Here is a 22747-nt window from a genome sequence, read left to right on the forward strand (position 1 = left end):
GGGATCTCACGGATGCGCTCGCGACCGGTCGACGTACCGGCCCTGGTGACTGCGGCCCGCGACGGTTCGGCGCGGGCCGTTGCCCGGCTGATCACCCTCGTCGAGAACGCCGACCCCGCCCTGCGCGAGGTCATGGCGGCGCTCGCTCCGCACACCGGCTCCGCGTGGGTCATCGGCCTCACCGGCAGCCCCGGGGTGGGCAAGTCGACGACCACCAACACGCTGGTCGCGGCGTTCCGGGAGCGGGGCCTGCGGGTCGGCATCCTCGCGGTCGACCCCAGCTCGCCGTTCTCCGGCGGTGCGCTGCTCGGTGACCGGATCCGCCTGCTGGACCACGCGCTCGACCCGCACGTCTACACCCGCTCCATGGCCAGCCGGGGACACCTGGGAGGCCTGTCGTTCGCCGCCCCGCAGGCGCTGCGGGTGCTCGATGCCGCCGGGTGCGACGTGATCCTCGTGGAGACGGTCGGCGTCGGGCAGAGCGAGGTCGAGATCGCCGCCCTCGCCGATACGACCATCGTCCTGCTCGCGCCCGGCATGGGCGACGGCATCCAGGCCGCCAAGGCCGGGATCCTGGAGATCGGCGACGTCTTCGTGGTCAACAAGGCGGATCGCGACGGCGTCAACACGACGGTGCGCGACCTGCGGGCGATGATCAGCCTGGGGGAGCGGACGGAGGCCGGCGCCTGGCGCCCGCCGGTGGAGAAGCTGGTCGCCGAGCGCGGAGAGGGCCGTGACGACGTGGTCGCCGCGCTCGACAAGCACCACGCGTGGCTCGTCGAACACGACGTGCTGCGCGAGCGCCGGATCGCGCGCGCCGAGGGTGAGATCGCCGCGATCGCGCTGCAGACGCTGCGACTGCGGATGACCGATCCGCGTCGGGACGACAACCTGAACGAGCTGGCCGCGCGGGTCGTGGCCGGGAAGATCGACCCGTACGCCGCGGCGGACGAGCTGGTCGAGGCCCTCTGACGCTCGACCCGAGGGTGGGGCTTGGCGGCGCTCCTAGACTTTCGCTATGACGATCCGCACCCCCGCGATCCTGTTGATCGGCACCCAGCAGCGTGACGCCCTCACCCGGGAGTTCCGCCGCTACGAGGTCGACTACCGCATCGAGTACGCCGACGGGCTGGCCGCCGCGATCGCGACGACCCAGATGCTGCACTCACAGGACGTCCCGATCGCCCTGGTCGCAGCGCAGATGGAACTGCCGGACGCCGCCGGCCTGGTCGCCTTGGACTGCGTGCACGCCATCAGCTCCGCCGCCAAGCGGGTCATCGTGCTGGCGTGGGAGGAGTTCAGGTCGGCGATGGAGGTCGTGCGCGAGGCGCAGCTCGCCGGGCGAATCGACACCTCTCTGACCGTGCCGCGTGGCGTGCGCGACGAGGAGTTCCACACCGCGGTCACCGAGCTGCTCTCGGACTGGGGCTGGACCTCCGATGTGCCCGTCGTGGAGTCGGTGCAGATCGTCAGCGACGGCATCTCACCGCTGAAGTCGCAGATCTGCGACTTCCTGGAGCGCCTGGGCGTCCCGTTCCGCGTCTACAAGCCCGACAGCGACGTCGGGCGGGATGCGCTGGCCGGGCTGAACGGCGCCGAGCCGACGTACCCGCTGGTCGTCTCCCCGCTCGGCGGGGTGATGAACGCGCCGAGCATCGGCGAGATCGGCGCCCTCTTCAGCATGGGCCGCGAACCGGAGGCCGGGCGCGTCTACGACCTCGCGATCGTCGGTGCCGGTCCCGCGGGGCTGGCGGCGGCGGTGTACGGCGCGTCCGAGGGCCTCAGCACGATCATGCTCGACGCGGATGCCGTCGGGGGGCAGGCCGGAAGCAGCTCGATGATCCGCAACTATCTCGGCTTCCCCCGCGGGATCTCCGGGATGCGCCTCGCGCAGCGGGCCCGCAGTCAGGCCAATCGGTTCGGAGCGCACATCTACTCCGCCCGACCGGTGCACGCCGCCGAGCTGGCCGACGGCCCCAGTGGTGTGCACATCCTCACCCTCGACGACACGACCGTGCAGGCGCGAGCCCTGCTGGTGGCGACCGGGGTCTCCTACCGCCGACACGGCGTCCAGGCGGTCGAGGACCTCGTCGGGCTCGGGGTGCACTACGGAGCTGCGACCTCCGCGGCTCGCGGGTGCGAGGGCAAGGACGTGCACATCGTGGGCGGCGGCAACTCGGCGGGGCAGGCAGCAGTGCACCTGGCACGGTGGGCCCGCTCGGTGACCATCGTGATCCGCCGCCCGGACCTGTCCGAGACGATGTCGGACTACCTGACGCGCGAGATCGCCGGCAACCCGCGCATCGCGGTGCGCGCCTGCAGCGAGGTGATCGATGCCGGCGGCGCCGGCCGACTGGACTGGATCACGCTGCGCGACAAGAACACCGGCGGCGAGGAGAAGGTCTCCTCTCACGGGCTGTTCCTGCTGCTGGGTGCCAAGCCGTGTTGCGACTGGCTGCCGGACGACGTCGTCCGCGACCGCGCCGGCTTCGTCGTGACCGGCCGTGACACCCCGCAGCACACCTGGGTCGACGGGCTGCCCCCGGCGTCGCTGGAGACCACGGTGCCCGGCGTCTTCGCCGCCGGCGACATCCGCGCCGGGTCGATGAAACGGGTCGCGTCGGCCAGCGGAGAGGGCGCCGCCGCCGTACCCCTCGTGCACGCCTATCTCGACACCGTCAACGGCGAACGGCCGGTCCTGGAGCCGGTGCCAACCTCATGAGCCCCATCGTCGTCTTCTCCTGTATGAACACAACTCGCCGAGCGCTCTCCGCCGCCGCTCTCATCAGCCCGTTGGCACTGCTGGCCGCCTGTGGCAGTTCGAACTCCGCCGGTTCGCCGTCGACGACCGCTCCGGCGTCCGTCAGCAGCACTACCTCGTCCGCGCCGTCCACCAGCGCGTCCACCCCTGGATCCGGCAGTTCGTCGGCCGGTTCCTCGTCTTCGAGCACGTCGTCGGCCAGTTCCTCGTCCGGCTCATCGACCGCCGGGGAGACCAGCGCCAGCGGATCCAGCGGCAGTGCAGCGGGAAGTCGGTGCCTCGCGACCTCGCTCGGCACGGGCGTCAGCGGGGTGGACGGCGCCGCGGGGTCGGCGTACTACACGGTCAGGCTGCGCAACGACGGGCACGCGACCTGCACGCTGGACGGATATCCCGGTGTGAGCCTGGTGGGCGCGAACGGCGTGCAGCTCGGCCACTCCGCGGACCGCAACCCGGCCGGCACGTCGAGGACGGTGACTCTGGCCGAAGGCGCCGCCACGACCTTCATCGTCCAAGTCGCCGACGCCGGCAACTACTCCTCGGATCAGTGCCGGCCGACGGCCGCGCGCGGCTTCCGCATCTATCCCCCGGGCAGCACCCAGGCCATCTTCCTGTCCCGCTCCGGCATCACCGGATGCGCCGGCGCGACGGTGCACCAGCTGACCGTCGGACCGGTCGGCTACAACCCGAGCTGACTCCTCCGACGCCGCGCACACCCGGTCCCGGATGCGCGGCGTCGGTGGATTCGCCGGACATGGACTGACAGCCACTCTCAGACCTGGGCGGCCGTGCGTTCGACCTCGAGCAGGGACGTGCTCTCGCGCTCCTTCTCGAAGGCCGCGCGTCCGCCGCGCACCCCGAAGAGGTGCTTGCTCCAGATCAGCCACGCGACGGCCGCGAGGTTGATCAGGAACGCCACGATCTTGAGCGCGCTCACCTTTTCGGTGAGTTCGTAGATCTCCAGCGGCAGGAAGACCGCCGTGCCGACGACGGCGACGTACTCGCCCCAGCGCTTCATGATCCACAGGCCGTAGGCCTCGAGGATCTCCAGCAGTCCGTAGGCGAGCACCCCCGCGGCCAGCAGCACCAACGTGCTGTGCCCGGCATCCAGTGCCCGCTGCAGCAGGCGCGTGGGCGCCGCGTCGGCGAAGTCGATGCCGGTACGCCGGGACAGGTCGCGCACGGCCGGCAGGTCCTTGTCGAAGACGCGCTGCACCGAGTCCTTGGCCCCGACGAACCGCCAGACGACGTACGCCGCCGCGATCAGGAACACCCCGCGGAGCAGACGTTCGATCGCGAGCAACCGGATGATGAACGCGTCGCGCAGCGCCTTGCCCCGCAACGGGACCGGCGCGTCATCGGCCGGTCCGGACGCGGTGGCCGGCCCGAGCGCGTAGTCGCCGCACCGCAGGCAGCGCCACGCCTCGCCTTGGGCGCTGTCGGCTCGTAGGCGACTCGCGAGCCCGCTCTCGTCCGGCGCGTAGGTGAGGTGGCCGTGCCGACCGCAGGAGCGCAGCTCCCAACGTCGTTCCATGGCCGCCCGGCGGGCCTGCTTGTCCTTCACGAACGGCAGCCTAGGCGGGGCGGCTCACAGCAACGTCGCGCAGCGCGGGGTCGACCTCCCGTAGGACCGCGGCGCGACCGTCGCCGGCGGTCCGTGCCGCGCGGGCGACGGCAGCGAGGCGCTCGCAGGTCGCCAGGTCGTGCAGCGACAGCGCGTAGCGCACCAGGTCGACCTTGCCGGGGGCCATCGACAGGCTGGTGACACCGAGGCCGGCGAGCACGAGCGCCATCAGCGGGTCGCCGCCGGACTCCCCGCACACTCCCATCGGCTTGCCGTGGGCGCGGGCACCGACGCAGGCCGCGTCGATCACGTCGAGCACCGCGGGCTGCCAGGGGTCCAGCAGATCCGACAGCGCGCCCTGCATCCGGTCGGCGGCCATCGTGTACTGCGCCAGGTCGTTGGTGCCGAGGGAGCCGAAGTCGACGACGTCGAGCACGTCGCGTGACCGCAGCGCCGCCGCGGGGATCTCGATCATCACGCCTGCCGAGGGCAGCCCGTGGGCGCGGACCCGCTCGGCGAACCACTGCGCCTCGTCGACGGTGGCGACCATGGGTGCCATCACCTTGACCTCGGCGGACGTCCCCTGAGCGGCAGCGCCGAGCGCCTCGAGCTGGTGGTCCAGCAGGTCGGGGATCGCCTGGCCCATCCGCAGCCCGCGGCGACCGAGCGCCGGGTTCTCCTCCTCGCCCAGATCGGCGAAGGCCAGCGGTTTGTCGGCGCCCGCGTCCAGGGTGCGCACGACGACCCGCCGGGTGCCGAACGCCGCGAAGACCGAGCGGTAGATCTGCGTCTGCTCCTCCACGGTCGGGGCGCTCTGCTTGCCGAGGAAGAGCACCTCGGTGCGGAAGAGGCCCACCCCCTCGACGTCCATCGGCCCGGCGCTGATCGCGTCCTGCGCGGTGCCGATGTTGACCAGTAGCGCGACGGGGTGGCCGTCCTTGGTGCGGCCGGGTCCGGAGGCCGCCTGCAGCGCCGTACGACGGGCGAACGCCTTGCGCTGCATGGTGTCCTGGGTGGCCTGGTCCGGTTCGACCGTGACCACCCCGCTGTCGCCGTCGACCGCGACGATCGTCCCGACCTCCAGGGCGGTGGCGCCCGCGACCTGCACGGCCGCAGGGATGCCGAGGCCGGCGGCCAGGATCGCGGTGTGGCTGTTGCGACCGCCCGCCTCGGTGATGATGCCCCGCACCAGCGTCGCGTCGAGCGTGGCCGTCTCGGCGGGTGCCAGATCGCGGGCCACCAGCACGCACGGGCCGTGCAGCGCCGGGATGCCCGGCTCCGGCTCGCCGAGCAGCCGCGCCACGACGCGGTCGCGCACGTCGCACAGGTCGGTGACCCGCTCGGCGAGGTAGCCGCCCGCTGCCTGGAACATCGCGCAGTACTCCGCGACGCTGGCCTCGACCGCGCGGGTCGGGCCGCAGCCGTCGGTGATCCTCTTGCTGACCGCCTTGAGCAGTGCCCGGTCGCGGGCCATGAGCGCGGCCGCGCCGAGGATCTCCTTGGCCGCGCCGGGGGCGTCCTCGGCGCGACGCTGGAGACCCACCGCGACGTCCTCAAAGGCCCGCTCGACAGCGGTGATCGAGGCCGCCGCCTCCTCGGGCCCCTGGGGCGCCGGCTCGTTGGCGGGCGCGGTGAGCGCAGGACTGACCTGCACCACCGGTCCGACCGCCGAGCCCGGGCTGACCGGCACACCGCTCAAGGTGCGCATCTCAGTGGGCCGCGTCCAGGTCCTGCGACAGCAGGTCCACCAGGGAGTCGAGCGCTGCGTCCGGGTCGTCGCCCGTGACCGTGAGCTCCACGTCCTCACCGTGCTTGGCGCCGAGCGCCATCACCCCGAGGATGCTGGTCGCGTCGACCGGCTCCTCACCGGGGCGGGCGATCGTCACGTCGGCACCGGTGGCGCCGGCCGCCTGCACGAAGAGCGCCGCGGGTCGTGCGTGCAGTCCCACGCTGGAGGCGATGGTCGCCGTACGGGATTGGGTTGCCATGTCGGATTCCTTCTGGTTGCTGGTGATGGGTGGTCGTACGACGCTCAGGCTGCGACGAGCTGGTCGGCGGCAGCCGTGGCCTGCGTGCTGGCGGTGGAGCGCATCGACTTCAGCCCGACGACGACCGCCGCGGTGATGAGGGTGCCGATGACGACCGCGAGCACGTAGGTGAACGGGTTGCCGATCAGCGGCGCCACCCAGATGCCGCCGTGCGGAGCGCGCAGGGTGTTGTTGAAGAGGATCACCAGGCCGCCGGTCGCGCCGGAACCGACCATCGAGGACACGATGACCCGCCACGGGTCGGCCGCGGCGAACGGGATCGCACCCTCGCTGATGAACGACGCGCCGAGCAGCCAGGCCGCCCGCCCGTTCTCCTGCTCGGCCGGGGTGAAGAGCCGCTTGCGCACCGTGGTGGCGAGAGCCATGCCGAGCGGGGGCGTCATACCGGCTGCCATCACGGCGGCCATGATCCGCAGCTGCGGGGCATCGCCGTTGCTGGCCGCGACGGTCGCCAGGCCGGTGGTCGCGAAGGTGTAGGCCACCTTGTTGACCGGACCGCCCAGGTCGAAGCCCATCATCAGGCCGAGCACCACACCGAGCAGCACCAGACCGGCGCCGTTGGTGCCGAGGTTGTTGAGCCCGTCGGTCAGGTGATCGGTCAGCCACTTCAGCGGCCGTCCCAGGATGATGATCATGATCGCGCCGGTCAGCAGCGTGGAGATCAGCGGGATGACGACGACGGGCATGACGCCGCGGACGCCCTTCGGCACCTTCCACCGGCTCACGAAGAGCGCGATGAACCCGCCGATGAAGCCGGTCGCGATGCCGCCGAGGAACCCGGTGCCCATGGTCGCGGCGATGGAGCCGCCCACGATGCCGGGCGCGATGCCCGGGCGGTCGGCGATGCCGAACGCGATGAAGCCGGACAGGATCGGTACGAGGAAGCCGAACGACGCGGCACCGACGACGAAGAGCAGCCCGGCCCAGTTCATCCCGCTGGTGGGGTCGAAGTGGGTCATCAGGTTGTAGGACTTCGCGAGCCCCGCGGCGTCGGTGAGGCTGTAGTTGGTGACGCCGATCGCGCCCTTCTTACCGCCCGCGACCTGCGCGAGCATGAAGGACAGCGCGATGAGGATTCCGCCCGCAGCGACGAACGGGATCATGTAGCTCACCCCGGTCATCAGCCACTGCCGGATCCGGGTGCCGACCGAGGCGTTCTGGTCCACCTTGGTGACAAGGGCACCCGCACCCGCGCCGGCGCCCGCCGCACCTGCAGCGGCCGCCGCCTGTGGGTTCGCCGCACGCTCCTCGGCGAGCTGCACCGCCTGCGCGATGAGTCCCGGAGCATCGGAGATGGCCTTCTTCACCCCGACGTCGACCGTGGGCTTCCCGGCGAAGCGGGACTTGTCCTTGACCTCGAGGTCGTGGGCGAAGATCACCGCGTCCGCGGACGCGATCGTCTCGGTCTTGAGCGGCGAGGACCCGGCGGAGCCCTGGGTCTCCACCTCCATCTCGTGGCCGGCGTCCCGGGCGGCCTGTTCGAGGGCCTCGGCAGCCATGTAGGTATGCGCGATGCCGGTGGGACACGAGGTGACACCAACGAACTTCATGATCCGACTACTTCCTTGTTGACGAGGTCCACGACGGCAGCCGGGTCGGCGGCCTGGGCGAGCGATTCACGGAACTCCCGGCGCATGAGCTTCCGGGCGAGGGCGGCGAGGATCTTCAGGTGGTCATCGCCTCCGCCCTCGGGTGCGGCGATGAGGAAGATGAGGGTGGCGGGCCCGTCCTCGGCGCCCCAGTCGATGCCGGTGGTGCGTCCGAAGACGAGCGATGGCTCGGTCACCGCGGCGCTGCGGGCGTGGGGGATGCCGATGCCGCCGGGCAGGCCGGTCGCCATCTGCTCCTCGCGCTTGCGCACGTCGGCCAGGAACTGTTCCAGGTCGGTCACCCGCCCGCTGGCGACGAGGGTCTGCGCGAGGGTGCGGGTCGCCTCGTGGCGGTCCGTCGCGCTCAGGTCGAGGACGACCTGGTCGGTGGTGATGATGGACATCGGTTGTTCCTTTCGTGGGGCTGCTGTGCGACGGGCCGGACCGGCCGCCGGATGGGTGTTCGGTCGATCAGTCCGCGAGGGCGAGGTCCTCGTCGGGCGCGTACGTCGTTCGCGGGGTGATGCCCGCGAGGTCGCCCGGGCGCGGCACCTGGGTGCCGGGAAGCTGCACCGCCGCGGTGCCCCAGGTGACGCCGGTGGCCAGTGCGTCGGCGAGCGTGCCGGAGCGCTCGAGGGTGAAGAGCATTCCGGCCAAGAGTGAATCTCCCGCTCCCACAGTTGATTTGGGGCGGCTTGTGGTGGCCGTCGCGAGGGCCACGGTGTCGGCGTCGACGGCCAGCGCACCGTCACGTCCGAGGCTGACCACCACGGCTCCCACGCCGCCGCGCACCAGGTCGGCGGCCGCGGCGCGTACGTCGGCGAGCCGGTCCAGTGGGCGGCCGACCAGCTCGGCGAGCTCTGTGCGGTTCGGTTTGATCAGGTCCGGGCCGGCGCTGACGCCGGATTCCAGGGCTGCGCCCGAGGCGTCGACCGCGCACCGCACGCCGGCGTCGCGGGCCAGGCGCACGGCGTGCGCCGGGAAGTGCGCGGGCATGCCGGGAGCGAGCGATCCGCACACGGCGAGCCACGTCGCGTGGGGGAGCAGGGAAGCGGTCTGGTCCAGGACGGCGGCGGTCTCGGCCTCGCTGAAGCGGCTGCCGGGTTCGTTGACCTTGGTGGTGGTGCCGTCGGGCTCCACGATCGCGGTGTTGACCCGGATCGGTCCGCCGACGGGCACCACCCGGGCCGTGACCCGCTCCTCGGCGATGAGCAGCTCCATGAGGCGGCCGTTGTTCCCGCCACAGGGGAAGACGGCGATGCTCGTGGATCCGTTCGCGACCAGCGCGCGGGTGACGTTGACACCCTTGCCGCCCGGCTCCAGGCGACTCTCCAGTGCCCGGTTCACCTCGCCACGGACCAGCCGATCGAGCACCAGCGTGCGGTCCAGCGACGGGTTGGGGGGTGAGGGTGACGATCATGCGCGCACCACCTGCGGACCGAGCTGCTGGATGGAGCGGGCGTCCTCGCCTCTCAGCGAATCGTCGGTGATGACCGTGTCGATCTCGTCGAGGTCGGCGAACCGGGAGAAGTGCGCCTGGCCGTACTTGTCGGCGTCCATGAGGACGACGCGTTCCTTGGCGGAGGCGATCATCGCGCGCTTCGCGGCGGCCTCGCGCTGGTCGGGGGTGCTCAAACCGTGTTCGAGGCTCAGCCCGTTCGTGCCGAGGAAGGCGACGTCGGCGTAGATGCCGGCCAGGGCTGCGGTGGTCCAGTCGCCGACGGCGGTCAACGTGCGGCCGCGCAGGTAGCCGCCGACCAGGTGCAGTGAGACCCCGGGGAAGGCGGCCAGGGTGCTGGCGACGGGCAGGGACGTCGTCACGACGGTCAGCTCCCGGTCGCGGGGGAAGAACTCCGCGAGCCGCGCGGTCGTCGTACCGCCGTCGATGATCACGGTGCCCTCGGCGGGCAGGAACTCGACCGCCGCGCGGGCGATGCGCTCCTTCTCCTGCGCGTTGGCCTCGATGCGTGCGGCCACCGTCGGCTCGATATCGAGGCGCTCGACCGGGATGGCGCCGCCGTGCACCCGGCGCACCCTGCCGCGGCGCTCCAGGACGGTCAGGTCACGCCGCACCGTCTCAGGCGTGACGTCGAGCTCGGCCGCGACGGCGGCGACCTCGACGCGGCCGTGCGCCTGCGCCGATCGCAGGATCAGGGCCTGGCGTTCGGCGGCGTAGAGGGTGGGGGTGCTCTCCCGTGTGTGTTCGGTCACAGAGGTATGTGTAGTGGCCCACACGGGTCGATGTCAACACAAACGGAGAAATACAAATCAAAACGGACAACACCGGGGCGCACGGCGCGGAACCGGTACGAGGGAGTAGCACCCGGCTCGACGTAATCTGGCTCACATGGAAAACCACCGCGAGTCGAGCCAGGGCCACCGCCGCTGGCAGGACCGCTTCGCCGCCGCCGAGACCAAGGGCCTGGTGCGTGACGCGGACTTCACCACCTTGTCCGGAGTGCAGGTCGACCCCGTCTACGGGCCACCCGAGGGGGAGGCGCCGGACGGCATCGGCTGGCCGGGTGAATTCCCTTTCACCCGAGGCTTGTACGCGACCGGATACCGGGGCCGTCCCTGGACGATCCGGCAGTTCGCGGGCTTCGGCAACGCGGTGCAGACCAACGAGCGCTACAAGATGATCCTCGAGCGCGGAGGCGGCGGGCTCTCCGTCGCGTTCGACATGCCGACCCTCATGGGCCGCGACTCCGACGACGGGCTCGCGCTCGGCGAGGTCGGCCACTGCGGCGTCGCGATCGACTCGGCCGCCGACATGGAGACCCTCTTCGCGGACATCCCACTCGGTGACGTCACGACGTCGATGACGATCAGCGGCCCCGCGGTGCCGGCGTTCTGCATGTACCTGGTCGCGGCCGAGCGTCAGGGTGTGGACATCACGAAGCTCAACGGCACTCTGCAGACCGACATCTTCAAGGAGTACATCGCCCAGAAGGAGTGGCTCTTCGCACCCGAGCCGCATCTGCGCCTGATCGGCGACCTGATGGAGTACACGAGCGCGAACATCCCTGCGTACAAACCGCTCTCGGTCTCCGGCTACCACATCCGGGAAGCCGGTTCGACGGCCGCGCAGGAGCTTGCGTACACGTTGGCCGACGGCTTCGGCTACGTCGAGCTGGGCCTGTCGCGGGGCATGGACGTCGACGTCTTCGCGCCCGGGCTGTCCTTCTTCTTCGACAGCCACATCGACTTCTTCGAGGAGATCGCGAAGTTCCGCGCCGCCCGCCGGATCTGGGCGCGCTGGCTGCGCGACGAGTACGGCGCGAAGACCGACAAGGCGCAGTGGCTGCGTTTCCACACCCAGACCGCCGGGGTCTCACTGACCGCGCAGCAGCCGACCAACAACGTCGTGCGCACCGCGGTCGAGGCGCTGGCGGCCGTCCTGGGCGGCACGAACTCGCTGCACACCAACGCGCTCGACGAGACGCTGGCGCTGCCCAGCGACCAGTCGGCCGAGGTGGCGCTGCGTACCCAGCAGGTGCTCATGGAGGAGACGGGCGTGGTCAACGTGGCCGACCCGCTCGGCGGCTCCTATTACGTGGAGGCGCTCACCGATCGGCTCGAGGCCGAGGCGGAGGCGATCTTCGACAAGATCCGGGAGATGGGGGAGCTCGGCCGGGAGCGGGACGCCTCCGGCGCGGTGCAGCACGAGATCGGCCCGATCACCTCCGGCCTGCTGCGCGGTATCGAGGACGGCTGGTTCATGTCCGAGATCGCCGAGGCGGCCTTCCAGTACCAAGTGGCGCTGGAGAAGGGCGAGAAGCGGGTGGTCGGAGTCAACTGCCACACCGAGTCGCTCGCGGGTGACCTGGAGATCATGCGGGTCTCGCACGAGGTGGAGGTCGAGCAGGTCCGGGCGCTCGGCGCCCGCAAGGCAGCCCGCGACGGGGTCGCCGTCGACGCGGCGCTGGCGCGGATGGTCGCCGCCGCGAAGGGCAGCGACAACCTCATCGAGCCGATGCTGGCCGCAGTGCGGGTCGAGGCGACGATGGGCGAGATCTGCGACGCCCTGCGCGACGTGTGGGGCGTCTACCGGGAGCCCGCGCGCTTCTGACCCCCTCCGCTCGACGGTGTTCTACTGACCACGCCGACCGGTCCCGACGGGGACACGACAGAATGGGCCCATGAGCGACCAGCCGATCACCCCTGCGTCGTTGCGCGGCGCCATCGACCTGTCCGGACTGGCCAAGAAGCCGGCCAGACCTGCTGCCGGCTCTCGGGCCTCCGGTGCCGCCGGTGGCGCACCAGCGGGCCCCGGCGAGGACTCGTTGGTCCGTGAGGTCGACGACGTCACCTTCGGCCACGCCGTGCAGCAGTCGATGGACGTGCCGGTCATCTTCGCGCTCTACTCCGGTGCCCGCCCCGCCAGCCGCGAGCACATCGACACGCTGGTCGGCGTCGTGCGGGAGTACGCCGGGCGGCTGGTGCTCGCGTCGGCGGACATCGACGTCGCGATGCAGATCCGGCAGGCGTTGCAGGTGCAGCAGGTCCCGATGGTGCTCGCGCTCGTCAAGGGCCAGCCGCTGCCGCTCTACGCCGGCGACCAGCCGGTCGACGCCGTGCGCGGCGTCTTCGACAAGGTGCTCGAGGCCGCAGCTGCGAACGGTGTCACCGGGCGCGTGCCAGTCGGCGACGCACCGGCGGCGGACGGCGAGCGGCCGGCCGAGCCCGAGATCTCCCCGTTGCACGAACAGGCCTACGCAGCCATCGAATCCGGTGACTACGCGGCAGCGGTCAGGGCGTACGAACAGGCCATCGCAGCGGACCCGCAGGACGAGGAGGCCGTGCTCGGACTGGGCCAGGTGCGGCTGCTGCAGCGCACCGACGGCGTGGACCTGCAGGAGGCCCGGGCGGCCGCAGCAGCGGCACCCACCGACGTCGAGAAGCAGACCGTCGTCGCCGACCTGGACGTCCTGGGCGGCCACGTCGAGGACGCGTTCGTGCGGCTGGTCGACCTGGTGCGGGTCACCTCCGGCGACGAGCGCAACGCCGCCCGTCAGCACCTGATCGGGCTCTTCGACGTCGTCGGGCCGTCCGACCCGCGGGTGAAGAAGGCTCGTACTGCGCTGATGTCCGCCCTGTACTGAGCAGCGGCGGATGGACTGGCGGCGTACGCGCCACGAGCTGCCCAGCGCGTTCGAGGGACCTCTACCCGTCGAGGTGTGCCGCCCCGCCGACCTCGCGGACGACGCCGAGGCGCCGCTGCTGTGGGTGCACGACGGTCCGGCGTACGACGTGGAGGGCGGGCTGGTCGAATGGGCCGCGCGTCGCGTCGGGCGGGGCGATCTGCCGCCGATGCGGTTGGTGCTGGCCGATGTCCGACGCCGCACCCAGTGGTACACCGCCTCACCGCGCTATCTCCGCAGCTTCTCGACGGGTCTGACCGCGCTGCAGGAGCAGCACGCCGTGGCGTCTTCGGTCGCGGTGATGGGCGCCAGCCTCGGGGGACTCACCTCGCTGCTCGTGGGCATGGCCGACGAGCGGGTCGGTGCCGTGTTCGCCCAGTCCGGTTCCTTCTTCACGCCGGAGACGGACCGGCAGCTGTTCGCCGAGCAGACGCAGGGCCGGGAGATCGACCTGGTGCGCTTCGATCGGGTGGCCGACGCCGTCGCGGGCCTGTCCGCCTGGAGGCCCGCGCCCGGGCGTCGGTTCGAGGTCACGCTGACCTGCGGGCGCGAGGAGGAGAACCTGCCCAACAACCGGCTGACCGCGACAGCGCTCGGCAGGCGGGCGTCTCGACGCGGCTGACCGAGGTCGAGGGCGGCCACGACTACCCGGCGTGGCGCGCGGCGCTGGATCCGGCGCTGCCGCGCCTGCTGGAGAGCGTCTGGGGCTGAACGCCGTTCGCGCGCCGTGAGGACCGGGCGCGGCATACGGTGAGCTGCATGGGCATGCGGGTGGGTCGATGAGCGAGCATCTGATCGGGTTGCTGTTGGGCGCCGAGGAGGACTGGCCGCGGGCGTTCGAGGAGCTGGTGCACCGGATGGGGCCGGTGCGCTACGGCGGGGAGACACACGACGTACGCGCCGAGCGCCTGACCATCGAGCCGTTCAACCTGCGCTCCACGCCGCGGACCGACCTGGTCATCGACCGGCTGGCGCACTGGTACTACCACCCGCGGGAGTGGCTGAAGAAGGTCGCGCTGATGGACGACGTCTATCTGCTCAACAGCCCGTTCACCTTCCAGTCGATGGAGAAGCACTCGGCGTACTGCGCGTTGATGCGTCTCGGGATGCACGTCCCCGAGACGGTGCTCGTGCCGTACAAGAATCCCCTGGACAACGTGCGGTGGGCCTACACCTCGGGCCGGTACAACGCGCCGTTCGACCTGGCCGCGGTCGCGCGGGACGTGGGCTACCCGATGTTCATGAAGCCGTTCGACGGCGGCGCGTGGCGAGGCGTGTCGATGGTCCGCGACGAGGCCGAGCTACACCGCTCGTACGACGAGTCCGGCGAGATGCTGATGCACCTGCAGGCCGCGGTCGACGGATTCGAGGTGTTCGCAAGGGCGCTCACCATCGGACCGGAGACGATGGTGATGAACTTCCGCCCGGACCAGCCTATGCACGAGCGGTACGCCGTGTCGCACGACTTCCTCAGTCCGTCGGTCGGTGCCGAGACGCGCACGATCGCGCAGACGGTCAACGCGTTCTTCCGGTGGGAGTTCAACAGCTGCGAGATGCTCGTCAAGGACGGCGTCGTCTATCCGATCGACTACGCGAACGCCTGCCCCGACGTCGCGGTCACCTCGCTGCACTACTACTTCCCCTGGGCGATGAAGTCGCTGCTGAAGTGGTCGGTCTACTGCGCGGTCAGCGGCCGCCGCGCCCGGACCCAGGTGGACACCGGTCCGTGGTTCGACATCGCCGACACCGACGCGTCGTACAACGCGAAACTGGCTGACTACCAACGGCTCTCGGACGACTACTTCGAGGTGGAGAAGTATCGGGAGTTCGCAGGGACGGCGCTGCCGCACGTGGACGAGATGGTGCTGGACTGGGTGACCTCGCCGTCGTTCGACGCGATCCTGGTCGACACCGTCCGCTCGACCTATCCGCCGCACGAGCACGAACGGTTCCTGGCCCACTTCCGCGGCCTGACCGGGCTGTGGGCGCGTGACGAGGCGGCGCTGGCGGGCTGACGGGGGCGAGTCGTCGGCGTAGCGTGCGAGCACCAGCTCTCATCGCAACCGTGAGGTGTCGTCACATGCGGGTGGAATCGATCATCGCCGACCTGCGCGTGCCCGATCTGGAGGCAGCACGGGACTTCTACGCCGGATACCTGGGACTGAGCGAGGAGTCGCTCGGCCTGTCGTGGGTGACGAGGCACACCGATCCTCAGACGGGCGCCGGCCTGCAGCTGCTCACGCGGGACGCGACCGCGCCCGTGCCGCCGGTCGTCTCCGTGAAGGTGGACGACGTCGACGAGGCGTACGCCGAGGCGAGACGGCGGGGGGTATGAGATCGTCCACGACCTGAGTCAGGAGGCGTGGGGCATCCGACGGTTCTTCGTGCGGGCGCCGGACGGCAACGTGCTGAACATCGCCCAGCACAGCGGTTGACGGTCAGTCCGGAGGGGCGACCGTCGCCTCGTCGAGGTTGCGCAGGATGCGGACGACCACCTGGGCGGGCGTGAGAGTCGAGTTGTCGATCCACAGCCCGACGCGCTTGGTGTTGAACTCGACCTCGTTCCAGACGTTCTCGGTCGCCGACCCGTCCCCGTACGCGTTGACGCCGCGTGCCAGCTCGCGCTCGTGGACGGCGTCCACCGACGGGTGCAGCACGATGAGGTGCAACGGTCCGGTGTCGGCCAGATCGAGGAAGTCCTCGAGGTAGTCACCGACCATGTTGTCCGCGATCACGGTGTCGAAACCGTTGGCGCAGTAGACGTCCGCCAGGGTCAGCGCGCCGGCGTAGCGGGTGAACAGCTGCTCGAGCGCTCCGATGGTCGGCTCTGCGGTCATCGGCGTCCGGCCGGCGGCGACCATGTCGGCCATCACCTCGCCGTCCACGAAGATCGATTTCGTGAGGGCCTCCGCCAACGCCCGCCCGACGGTGGACTTCCCGGAGGCCGGGGCGCCGGTGATCACGAAGAGGCGGCCGGGGCCGTCCGGCGCCGCAGGGATGTCGGGTGAGTCGGGCAACGCGGGCATGGCGCGATTCTGTCAGGGCCTCGGACGGCGGCGCGGCTGTCACACGCCGGTGCTAGGAACGTGGCAGGAGGTGGTGAGCCCATGAGGACTCTGAGCACGGAGTACGAGGTGCGCGGCCCGTGGTCGCTCGCGACCAGTCGGCGCTTCTGGGAGGGGTTCGCCCCGGCGGCGTTGGCCGCACAGGCTTCGGATGCGCTGTCGACGGTGTTCCGGGTCGAGGCCGACTGGTCCTGGGCGAGCGCCGAGGTGACTCAGCGTGACTCGTCCGCGGTCGTGCAGGTCCGCGGCGAAGGCGACCTCGAGGCCGCCGCCGCGCAGGTGACGCGGTTCCTGTCGCTGGACGTCGACGCCGAGGGTTGGCCCGAGGTCGGGAAGCGCGACGCGGTGATCGCCGACGCCCAACGCGAGCTTCCCGGGTTGCGGCCCTGCGGATTCCATTCGCCGTACGAAGCGGCGGCGTGGGCGGTGCTCTCCCAGCGGATCCGGATCGTCCAGGCCGCCCGGTTGCGAGCGGGGATCATCGAGGACTACGGCGACGAGGGCGCCTTTCCCAGCCCGGAGAGGCTGCGGCGCGCCGATCTCGACCTCCCGGGGAGGAAGAACGAGTTCCTGCGGGCCGTGGCGGACGCCGCGATCGAGGGACGGCTCGACACCGCGACGCTGAGGTCGGTGGACCCGCAGGAGGCAGAGCAACGGGTGCAGCAGATCAAGGGGATCGGCCCGTTCGCGGCGGAGCTCGTCGTGCTGCGCGGGGCCAACGTGCCCGATGCGGTGCCCGCCAACGAGAGCCGCCTGCATGCTGAGATCGCCGAACGCTACGGCGACGACGCCGTGCTCGACGAGGTGTCGCTCGCCTGGCGCCCGTTCCGCACCTGGGCCTGCGTCCTGCTGCGGGCGATGCGGGAGTACCGCACACACGAGATCGGCTGACCCCGTCGAGTGGCATGCCTATGCGTCGATTGGCATACCTCTACGGGGTGCACTCGATGGATAGGTATGCCACTCAGGCGCCGAGGGCTGCCCCGACGATCTCCCGCGCCTCGTCCTGCACCTGCTTGAGGTGGTCGGCACCCTTGAAGGACTCGGCGTAGATCTTGTAGACGTCCTCGGTGCCGGATGGTCGCGCGGCGAACCAGGCGCTCTGCGTCGTCACCTTCAGCCCGCCGATCGCCGCGTCGTTGCCGGGCGCCTCCGTCAGTTTGGCCGTGATGGGCTCTCCCGCGAGCGAGTCCGCGCTGACGTCCGAGCCGCTGAGGGCGCCCAGCTTGGCCTTCTGCTCGCGGTTCGCCGGTGCGTCGACCCGGGCGTACGCCGGTGCACCGAACTTCTCGGACAGGTCGGCGTAGTGCATGCTCGGCGATTTCCCGGTGGTGGCCTGGATCTCCGAGGCCAGGAGCGCGAGCAGGAGACCGTCCTTGTCGGTAGTCCATGCAGTGCCGTCGAAGCGTAGGAACGACGCGCCCGCGGACTCCTCGCCGCCGAATCCCACACTGCCGTCGAGTAGTCCGGGCACGAACCACTTGAAGCCGACCGGCACCTCCCACAGCGTGGCGCCGATCGATTCCACGACCCGGTCGATCATCGAGGACGACACCAGCGTCTTGCCGACGCGGTCGCTGGACCACTTCGGACGCGCACCGCCGTAGAGATACTGGATCGCCACCGCGAGGTAGTGGTTGGGGTTCATCAGGCCCGCGTCGGGCGTGACGATGCCGTGCCGGTCGGAGTCGGCGTCGTTGCCGGTCGCGATGTCGTACTTGTCCTTCTGGGCGATCAGCGAGGCCATCGCCGAGGGGGAGGAGCAGTCCATCCGGATCTTCTCGTCCCAGTCCAGCGTCATGAAGCGCCACGTCGGGTCCACCAGCGGGTTGACGACGGTGAGATCCAGGCCGTGCCGCTCGCCGATCTCGCCCCAGTAGTAGACCGACGCCCCGCCGAGCGGGTCCGCTCCGATCCGCACGCCGGCGTCCTTGATCGCCTTCAGGTCCACCACGTTCGGCAGGTCGTCGACATAGGTGCCGAGGAAGTCGTACGCCGACGCCGCGGCCCGCGCCTTGGCGAACGGCACCCGCCGTACTCCGTCCAGCTCCGCCTTGAGGTAGGCGTTCGCGGCCGCCGCGATCACCTTGGTGGCGTCGCTGTCGGCGGGTCCACCGTGCGGCGGGTTGTATTTGAAACCTCCGTCGCTCGGCGGGTTGTGCGACGGCGTGACGACGATGCCGTCGGCCAGTCCGCTGCCGGTCGTGCGCCCGCCGTTGGCGCGCAGGATGGCGTGTGACACCGCAGGGGTGGGTGTCACCGAGTCCTTGCTGTCGACCAGGACCGTCACGTCGTTCGCGGCGAGCACCTCGAGCGCGGTGACCCACGCCGGCTCGGACAGCCCGTGGGTGTCCCGGCCGATGAAGAGCGGCCCGTCGTACCCCTGGTCGCGGCGGTAGTCCACGATGGCCTGCGTCGTGGCGAGGATGTGCGCTTCGTTGAACGCGGAGTTCAGTGAGGAGCCGCGGTGACCCGAGGTGCCGAAGACGACCTGCTGGTCGAGGTTGTCCGGGTCGGGCACATCCGCGTAGTAGGCGGTGACCAGGTGGGCGACGTCCACCAGGTCCGAGGGCTGTGCCGGCTGCCCTGCGCGGGACGGTGCCATCTCATGCTCCTTGCTGCGTCGGTGCAGGTGCGGAATCGGACGTGAGGTCATGCTCCGGCACGAACCACAAAGCCGCCAGGGGTGGCAGCGTCATGACGGCCGAGAAGGGCTGGCCGTGCATCGGGACCGGCTCGGCGGTCACGCTGCCGAGATTGCCGCGGCCGCCGCCGCCGTACCCCGCGGCGTCGGTGTTGAGCACCTCGGCCCAGGTGCCCTCGTGCGGCAGGCCGATGCGTACGCCGGTGTGCTCGGCGCCGCTGAAGTTCGCCACGACCGCCACGACGTCGTCGATGGACTTGCCGAACCGCAGGTAGGAGAACGTGTTCCGGTCACCGTCATCGGCGTCGATCCAGCCGAAGCCGCGTGGCTCGTTGTCCAGCTCCCACAGCGCGGGGTGCGCGGCGTACAACCGGTTGAGGTCCTTGACCATGGCGTGCACACCCCAGTGCGCGGGCTGGTCGAGCAGCCACCAGTCCAGGCTGCGGCCGTCGGCCCACTCGGCCTCCTGCGCGAACTCCTGGCCCATGAAGAGCAGCTGCTTGCCCGGGTGGGACCACATGTTCGCGACGTACGCGCGCAGGTTGGCCAGCTGCTCCCAGCGGTCGCCGGGCATCTTGCGCAGCAGCGAGCCCTTGCCGTGCACGACCTCGTCGTGGCTGATGGGCAGTACGAACTGCTCGCTCCACGCGTAGACGAGCGCGAAGGTCATCTCGCCGTGGTGGTACTTGCGGTAGATGGGCGGGTTGGACATGTAGTCCAGCGAGTCGTGCATCCAGCCCATGTTCCATTTGAAGCCGAAGCCGAGCCCGTCGGCGCTGGTGGGCTGGGTGACACCCGGCCAGGACGTCGACTCCTCGGCGATCATCACGGTGTCGGGCTTGCGTCGGTACGCCGTGGCGTTGGTCTCCTGCAGCAGCTTGACCGCGTCGAGGTTCTCCCGGCCGCCGTAGATGTTCGGGATCCACTCGCCCTCGTCGCGCGAGTAGTCCAAGTAGAGCATCGAGGCGACGCCGTCTACCCGCAGGCCGTCGGCGTGGAACTCCTCGAGCCAGTAGAGCGCGTTGGCGAAGAGGAAGTTGCGCACGTGCGGGCGGCCGAAATCGAAGACGTAGGAGCCCCATTCCTTGTGCCAGCCCTTGCGCGGGTCGGGGTGCTCGTAGAGCGCCGTGCCGTCGAACTTCGCCAGCGCCCACTCGTCGGTCGCGAAGTGCCCGGGCACCCAGTCGAGGATGACGCCGATGCCGGCCTGGTGCAGCTCGTCGACCAGGTGGCGGAAGTCGTCGGGGGTGCCCATCCGTGAGTTCGGGGCGTAGTAGCCCGTCACGTGATAGCCCCAGCTCGGCGGGTAGGGGTGCTCCATGACCGGCATGAACTCCACGTGCGTGAAGCCCAGGTCGCGCACGTAGTTGACCAGGTCCTCGGCCATCTCGGCGTAGCTGAGCCCCTGCCGCCAGGAGCCCAGGTGCACCTCGTAGACGCTCATCGGCCGGGTGTGCGGGTCGACCGAGCCGCGGTCGGCCAGCCACTGCTCGTCGCCCCATTCGTACGCCGTCTGCGTCACCACGGACGCGGTCGCCGGGGCCGTCTCCGCGGCGCGAGCCATCGGGTCGGCGCGGTCACGCCACACCCGGTCGGCGCAGCAGACCTTGAACTTGTAACTCGTGCCCGCGCCGACACCCGGCACGAACAGCTCCCACACCCCGGAGTTGCCGAGCTGGCGCATGCCGTGCGCCTCGCCGTTCCAGAAGTTGAAGTCGCCGATGACCCGCACGCCCTTGGCGTTCGGTGCCCAGACGGCGAACGACGTGCCGGTCACCTGGCCGAGCGGGCCGTCGTAGGAGCGGATGTGGGCGCCGAGCACGGTCCACAACTGCTCGTGGCGCCCCTCGCCGATGAGGAAGAGGTCGATGTCCCCGAGCGTGGGCAGGAAGCGGTAGGGATCGTCCTGGACGTGCTCGTAGCCGTCCTCGTACGTCGTGATCAGCCGGTAGTCCGGCAGCTGCGCGACGGGCAGGCGACCGGTCCAGATGCCTTCGTACTCATGGGTCAACGGCACGCGGGTGCCGTCCTCGAGCAGCACCTGCACCGTCTCCGCGAAGGGACGCAGCGCCCGGACGAACGGGCCGCGGGCGTCGGTCTGACCGCCGAGGACGCTGTGCGGGTCGCCGTGCACGCCCATCAGCAGGGCGTCGGCCTCGTGGACGTCCACGGGCGGGGGCGGGAGGATCGCGGCGGTGCTGGGCACGGCGGCCTGCCTTTCGTCGGCGAGGAGCCGAAGGATCGCGGTGGTCGGGATGGCCAGCCAGGACGGCCGGTTGCGTGCCTCGTACTCGACCTCGTAGCTGGCCTTGTCGATCTCGAACGCGTCGAGGATCGGGCCGTACGCCGCGAGGTCCAGTCCGCCTGCGGCGACGTACCCCTGCACGAACGCGTCCCGCGTGGCCTGCGCCCAGGCGCGGCGGTCCTCGCTAGTCTCACGCTCGGCGGACCCGGCGGCGTAGTCGAAGGACCGCAGCATCCCGGCGACGTCCCGGAGCGGAGAGTCCGGCTCGTTGCGCTCGGCCAGCGGGCGCAGCGGCTCGCCCTCGAAGTCCAGCAGCACCCAGCCGCGATCGTAGACGTCCAGCACCTGACCGAGGTGGTAGTCGCCGTGGATGCGTTGCAGAGCGGGCCATCTCGCGTCCCTGGCCGCGGCGATCAGGTCGCGGAACCGGTCGATGTGGGCGCCGAGCTCCGACGCCCGATCGCAGGCCTGGGAGAACCGGTCCCGCATGCCGTCGGTGACGCGGGCGACGTCGGCGACGCTCGGGTCGGTGACGCCGAACGCCGTGGCGAGCGCGGTGTGCACGGAGGCGGTCGCGGCGCCGAGCTCCCGCGCTTGACGGGTGAAGTCGGCGTCGGCCACGGCCGCGGCGGTCGCCTCGCGCCAAGCGTCCTGCACGCCCGGTAGGAACTCCTGGGCGAACGCGACGTGACCCTGCTCCTGTCGGCCGTCGACGCCGGGCCAGGTGGCCTGGATCGCGCCCAGCATCGTGGGCACCTGCGAGCTGTCCGCCCGCGACAGCGCCGACTGCAGGACGACGTCCGGGTTCTCGCCGTCGTGCAACACCCGGAACACCTTGAGGATGAACGACTTCGACGCACCGTCGGCGTCGGTCACCTCGTAGATCACGGAGGTGTTCGACTGCTCACCGGTCAGCACCCGGCTGCGGACGATCTGCGGCATGGCGACCTCGCGGCTGCCGCTGCCCTGCACGCGGATCGACCCCTGCTCGTGCCGCACGGCGCCGTCGCTCGCGTGGATCTCCAGCGACGCCTGGGCGCTACCGGTGACGATGCATTCCAGCAGCGCGGCCGCGCACACCGGGTCGTGACACCCGTCGTACCCGTAGCGCGTGCCGAGGGTGCCGTGCTCGGTGACGCCGATGAGCGCGTGCTCTAGCTCGGCGACCGGCTCGGCGTGCCAGGTCACCGGGACCTGGTAGACGACAGGCTCGCCCGCGCCGCCCGTGTCGGCGAGCACCATCACCTCGATGCCGACCTCGCCCTCGGGGTCGTCGAAGCGGTAGAAGCCGAGGCGCTCGAGCTTCGGGGTGTGTGCCTTGCCGGTGTACCAGCGCTGCCCGCCGATCCATCCGGCGATCAGGTCGAGTTTGGAGGGCTGCAGTGTCGTTTCGTACACGATGGCCATACTCGCGACTATTTCACCGGTGCCCGGCGCACGCGAGTCGGTGACGGAATGCTGGGACTGCGGACGACCCCGCTTCCTCGGGTCGCGCGGTCCGCAGCCCCGGGTGCCGCTGCTCGATGTGGGTTCTCAGGCGGCTTGGACGGGGACGCTGCAGACGGTGGTCGCTGCTCGGTGCGCCCTCGCGGGTTGTCGGCGGTGCGGTCACTTACCTGTGCCGTGCGTACGCCGCCAGGCGGGAAAGCGGCGGTGCGGCGACTTTCCTGCAACCGCAGGGCCGGCCGAC

Annotated in this window: 20 protein-coding genes; 9 read left to right on the forward strand and 11 right to left on the reverse strand. The window is 70.7% G+C overall.

The window, feature by feature from the left end; genetic code table 11:
- Positions 1-12 precede the first annotated feature (12 nt).
- Together meaB and LVQ62_RS08735 are read left to right on the forward strand one after the other, a co-directional pair.
- Positions 13-972, forward strand: a complete 960-nt coding sequence (gene meaB / locus LVQ62_RS08730; RefSeq protein ID WP_233767504.1) for a methylmalonyl Co-A mutase-associated GTPase MeaB — start codon at positions 13-15, stop codon at positions 970-972.
- 46 nt (positions 973-1018) lie between these two features.
- Positions 1019-2722 carry an FAD-dependent oxidoreductase gene (locus tag LVQ62_RS08735; protein ID WP_233767506.1) on the forward strand — a complete coding sequence of 568 codons (1704 nt, stop codon included), beginning with the start codon at positions 1019-1021 and terminating at the stop codon, positions 2720-2722.
- On the opposite strand, the gene LVQ62_RS08740 is transcribed toward LVQ62_RS08735, so the two are convergent.
- Positions 2679-3059 (reverse strand): hypothetical protein, encoded by a 381-nt coding sequence (locus tag LVQ62_RS08740; RefSeq protein WP_233767508.1) that lies wholly within the window; start codon positions 3057-3059, stop codon positions 2679-2681. The genes LVQ62_RS08735 and LVQ62_RS08740 overlap by 44 nt on opposite strands.
- 13 nt (positions 3060-3072) lie before the next feature.
- Between LVQ62_RS08740 and LVQ62_RS08745 the strand changes: the two genes are divergently transcribed.
- A complete protein-coding gene (locus tag LVQ62_RS08745; protein WP_233767510.1) occupies positions 3073-3456 on the forward strand; it encodes a DUF4232 domain-containing protein in 384 nt (127 codons plus the stop codon).
- Positions 3457-3533: 77 nt separating this feature from the next.
- Here the strand turns inward: LVQ62_RS08745 and LVQ62_RS08750 are convergent, their stop codons facing one another.
- From LVQ62_RS08750 to LVQ62_RS08780, 7 genes are all read right to left on the reverse strand, one after another.
- Positions 3534-4325 (reverse strand): DUF2127 domain-containing protein, encoded by a 792-nt coding sequence (locus LVQ62_RS08750; RefSeq protein WP_218883689.1) that lies wholly within the window; start codon positions 4323-4325, stop codon positions 3534-3536.
- 10 nt (positions 4326-4335) lie between these two features.
- A complete protein-coding gene (gene ptsP, locus LVQ62_RS08755) occupies positions 4336-6033 on the reverse strand; it encodes a phosphoenolpyruvate--protein phosphotransferase (protein ID WP_233767512.1) in 1698 nt (565 codons plus the stop codon).
- Position 6034: 1 nt separating this feature from the next.
- Positions 6035-6313 (reverse strand): HPr family phosphocarrier protein, encoded by a 279-nt coding sequence (locus tag LVQ62_RS08760; RefSeq protein ID WP_179481990.1) that lies wholly within the window; start codon positions 6311-6313, stop codon positions 6035-6037.
- A gap of 44 nt (positions 6314-6357) precedes the next feature.
- Entirely contained in the window at positions 6358-7923 is a 1566-nt protein-coding gene (locus tag LVQ62_RS08765; RefSeq protein ID WP_233767514.1) for a PTS fructose transporter subunit IIC, read from the reverse strand.
- Positions 7920-8366: a PTS sugar transporter subunit IIA gene (locus LVQ62_RS08770; RefSeq protein WP_179481985.1), complete on the reverse strand. Its 447-nt coding sequence runs from the start codon at positions 8364-8366 to the stop codon at positions 7920-7922. Before LVQ62_RS08770 ends, LVQ62_RS08765 begins: the two co-directional genes overlap by 4 nt.
- 67 nt (positions 8367-8433) lie before the next feature.
- Positions 8434-9336, reverse strand: coding sequence for a 1-phosphofructokinase family hexose kinase (locus tag LVQ62_RS08775; RefSeq protein WP_233767517.1), 903 nt, complete (start codon positions 9334-9336; stop codon positions 8434-8436).
- A gap of 42 nt (positions 9337-9378) precedes the next feature.
- Positions 9379-10173, reverse strand: coding sequence for a DeoR/GlpR family DNA-binding transcription regulator (locus LVQ62_RS08780; protein WP_233767520.1), 795 nt, complete (start codon positions 10171-10173; stop codon positions 9379-9381).
- Between the two features lie 136 nt (positions 10174-10309).
- Here LVQ62_RS08780 and LVQ62_RS08785 point away from each other — a divergent pair, with 136 nt between their 5' ends.
- The 5 genes from LVQ62_RS08785 (at position 10310) to LVQ62_RS08805 (ending at position 15438) form a co-directional block, all read left to right on the forward strand.
- Positions 10310-12031, forward strand: a complete 1722-nt coding sequence (locus LVQ62_RS08785; RefSeq protein ID WP_208053014.1) for a methylmalonyl-CoA mutase — start codon at positions 10310-10312, stop codon at positions 12029-12031.
- A 70-nt stretch (positions 12032-12101) separates the two neighbouring features.
- Positions 12102-13064, forward strand: coding sequence for a tetratricopeptide repeat protein (locus LVQ62_RS08790; RefSeq protein ID WP_233767522.1), 963 nt, complete (start codon positions 12102-12104; stop codon positions 13062-13064).
- 10 nt (positions 13065-13074) lie between these two features.
- Positions 13075-13725 (forward strand): alpha/beta hydrolase-fold protein, encoded by a 651-nt coding sequence (locus LVQ62_RS08795; protein ID WP_233767525.1) that lies wholly within the window; start codon positions 13075-13077, stop codon positions 13723-13725.
- A 157-nt stretch (positions 13726-13882) separates the two neighbouring features.
- On the forward strand, positions 13883-15118 hold the full coding sequence (locus tag LVQ62_RS08800; protein ID WP_233767528.1) for a RimK family alpha-L-glutamate ligase: 1236 nt from the start codon (positions 13883-13885) through the stop codon (positions 15116-15118).
- 65 nt (positions 15119-15183) lie between these two features.
- Positions 15184-15438, forward strand: coding sequence for a VOC family protein (locus tag LVQ62_RS08805; RefSeq protein WP_233767531.1), 255 nt, complete (start codon positions 15184-15186; stop codon positions 15436-15438).
- Positions 15439-15541: 103 nt separating this feature from the next.
- On the opposite strand, the gene LVQ62_RS08810 is transcribed toward LVQ62_RS08805, so the two are convergent.
- Positions 15542-16129: an AAA family ATPase gene (locus tag LVQ62_RS08810; RefSeq protein ID WP_233767533.1), complete on the reverse strand. Its 588-nt coding sequence runs from the start codon at positions 16127-16129 to the stop codon at positions 15542-15544.
- 81 nt (positions 16130-16210) lie between these two features.
- Between LVQ62_RS08810 and LVQ62_RS08815 the strand changes: the two genes are divergently transcribed.
- Positions 16211-17059, forward strand: coding sequence for a DNA-3-methyladenine glycosylase (locus tag LVQ62_RS08815; RefSeq protein WP_233767536.1), 849 nt, complete (start codon positions 16211-16213; stop codon positions 17057-17059).
- Between the two features lie 73 nt (positions 17060-17132).
- Here LVQ62_RS08815 and pgm read toward each other — a convergent pair whose 3' ends face one another.
- Together pgm and glgB are read right to left on the reverse strand one after the other, a co-directional pair.
- Positions 17133-18773, reverse strand: coding sequence for a phosphoglucomutase (alpha-D-glucose-1,6-bisphosphate-dependent) (gene pgm / locus LVQ62_RS08820; RefSeq protein WP_233767542.1), 1641 nt, complete (start codon positions 18771-18773; stop codon positions 17133-17135).
- A gap of 1 nt (position 18774) precedes the next feature.
- Entirely contained in the window at positions 18775-22464 is a 3690-nt protein-coding gene (gene glgB, locus LVQ62_RS08825) for a 1,4-alpha-glucan branching protein GlgB (protein ID WP_233767544.1), read from the reverse strand.
- Positions 22465-22747 lie beyond the last annotated feature (283 nt).

Origin of the sequence: Allobranchiibius sp. GilTou73 (assembly GCF_021391335.1) — a bacterium.
In the GTDB taxonomy this organism is placed as follows: domain Bacteria; phylum Actinomycetota; class Actinomycetes; order Actinomycetales; family Dermatophilaceae; genus Allobranchiibius; species Allobranchiibius huperziae.

What these genes read in the sequence shown, in the direction of transcription:
- LVQ62_RS08770 (WP_179481985.1), bottom strand. Translation starts at nt 8,366, where the DNA reads ATGTCCATCATCACCACCGACCAGGTCGTCCTCGACCTGAGCGCGACG.
- LVQ62_RS08735 (WP_233767506.1), top strand. Translation starts at nt 1,019, where the DNA reads ATGACGATCCGCACCCCCGCGATCCTGTTGATCGGCACCCAGCAGCGT.
- LVQ62_RS08790 (WP_233767522.1), top strand. Translation starts at nt 12,102, where the DNA reads ATGAGCGACCAGCCGATCACCCCTGCGTCGTTGCGCGGCGCCATCGAC.
- LVQ62_RS08800 (WP_233767528.1), top strand. Translation starts at nt 13,883, where the DNA reads ATGAGCGAGCATCTGATCGGGTTGCTGTTGGGCGCCGAGGAGGACTGG.
- LVQ62_RS08765 (WP_233767514.1), bottom strand. Translation starts at nt 7,923, where the DNA reads ATGAAGTTCGTTGGTGTCACCTCGTGTCCCACCGGCATCGCGCATACC.
- LVQ62_RS08795 (WP_233767525.1), top strand. Translation starts at nt 13,075, where the DNA reads ATGGACTGGCGGCGTACGCGCCACGAGCTGCCCAGCGCGTTCGAGGGA.
- meaB (WP_233767504.1), top strand. Translation starts at nt 13, where the DNA reads ATGCGCTCGCGACCGGTCGACGTACCGGCCCTGGTGACTGCGGCCCGC.
- LVQ62_RS08815 (WP_233767536.1), top strand. Translation starts at nt 16,211, where the DNA reads ATGAGGACTCTGAGCACGGAGTACGAGGTGCGCGGCCCGTGGTCGCTC.
- glgB (WP_233767544.1), bottom strand. Translation starts at nt 22,464, where the DNA reads ATGGCCATCGTGTACGAAACGACACTGCAGCCCTCCAAACTCGACCTG.
- LVQ62_RS08785 (WP_208053014.1), top strand. Translation starts at nt 10,310, where the DNA reads ATGGAAAACCACCGCGAGTCGAGCCAGGGCCACCGCCGCTGGCAGGAC.
- pgm (WP_233767542.1), bottom strand. Translation starts at nt 18,773, where the DNA reads ATGGCACCGTCCCGCGCAGGGCAGCCGGCACAGCCCTCGGACCTGGTG.
- LVQ62_RS08810 (WP_233767533.1), bottom strand. Translation starts at nt 16,129, where the DNA reads ATGCCCGCGTTGCCCGACTCACCCGACATCCCTGCGGCGCCGGACGGC.
- LVQ62_RS08760 (WP_179481990.1), bottom strand. Translation starts at nt 6,313, where the DNA reads ATGGCAACCCAATCCCGTACGGCGACCATCGCCTCCAGCGTGGGACTG.
- ptsP (WP_233767512.1), bottom strand. Translation starts at nt 6,033, where the DNA reads ATGCGCACCTTGAGCGGTGTGCCGGTCAGCCCGGGCTCGGCGGTCGGA.
- LVQ62_RS08805 (WP_233767531.1), top strand. Translation starts at nt 15,184, where the DNA reads ATGCGGGTGGAATCGATCATCGCCGACCTGCGCGTGCCCGATCTGGAG.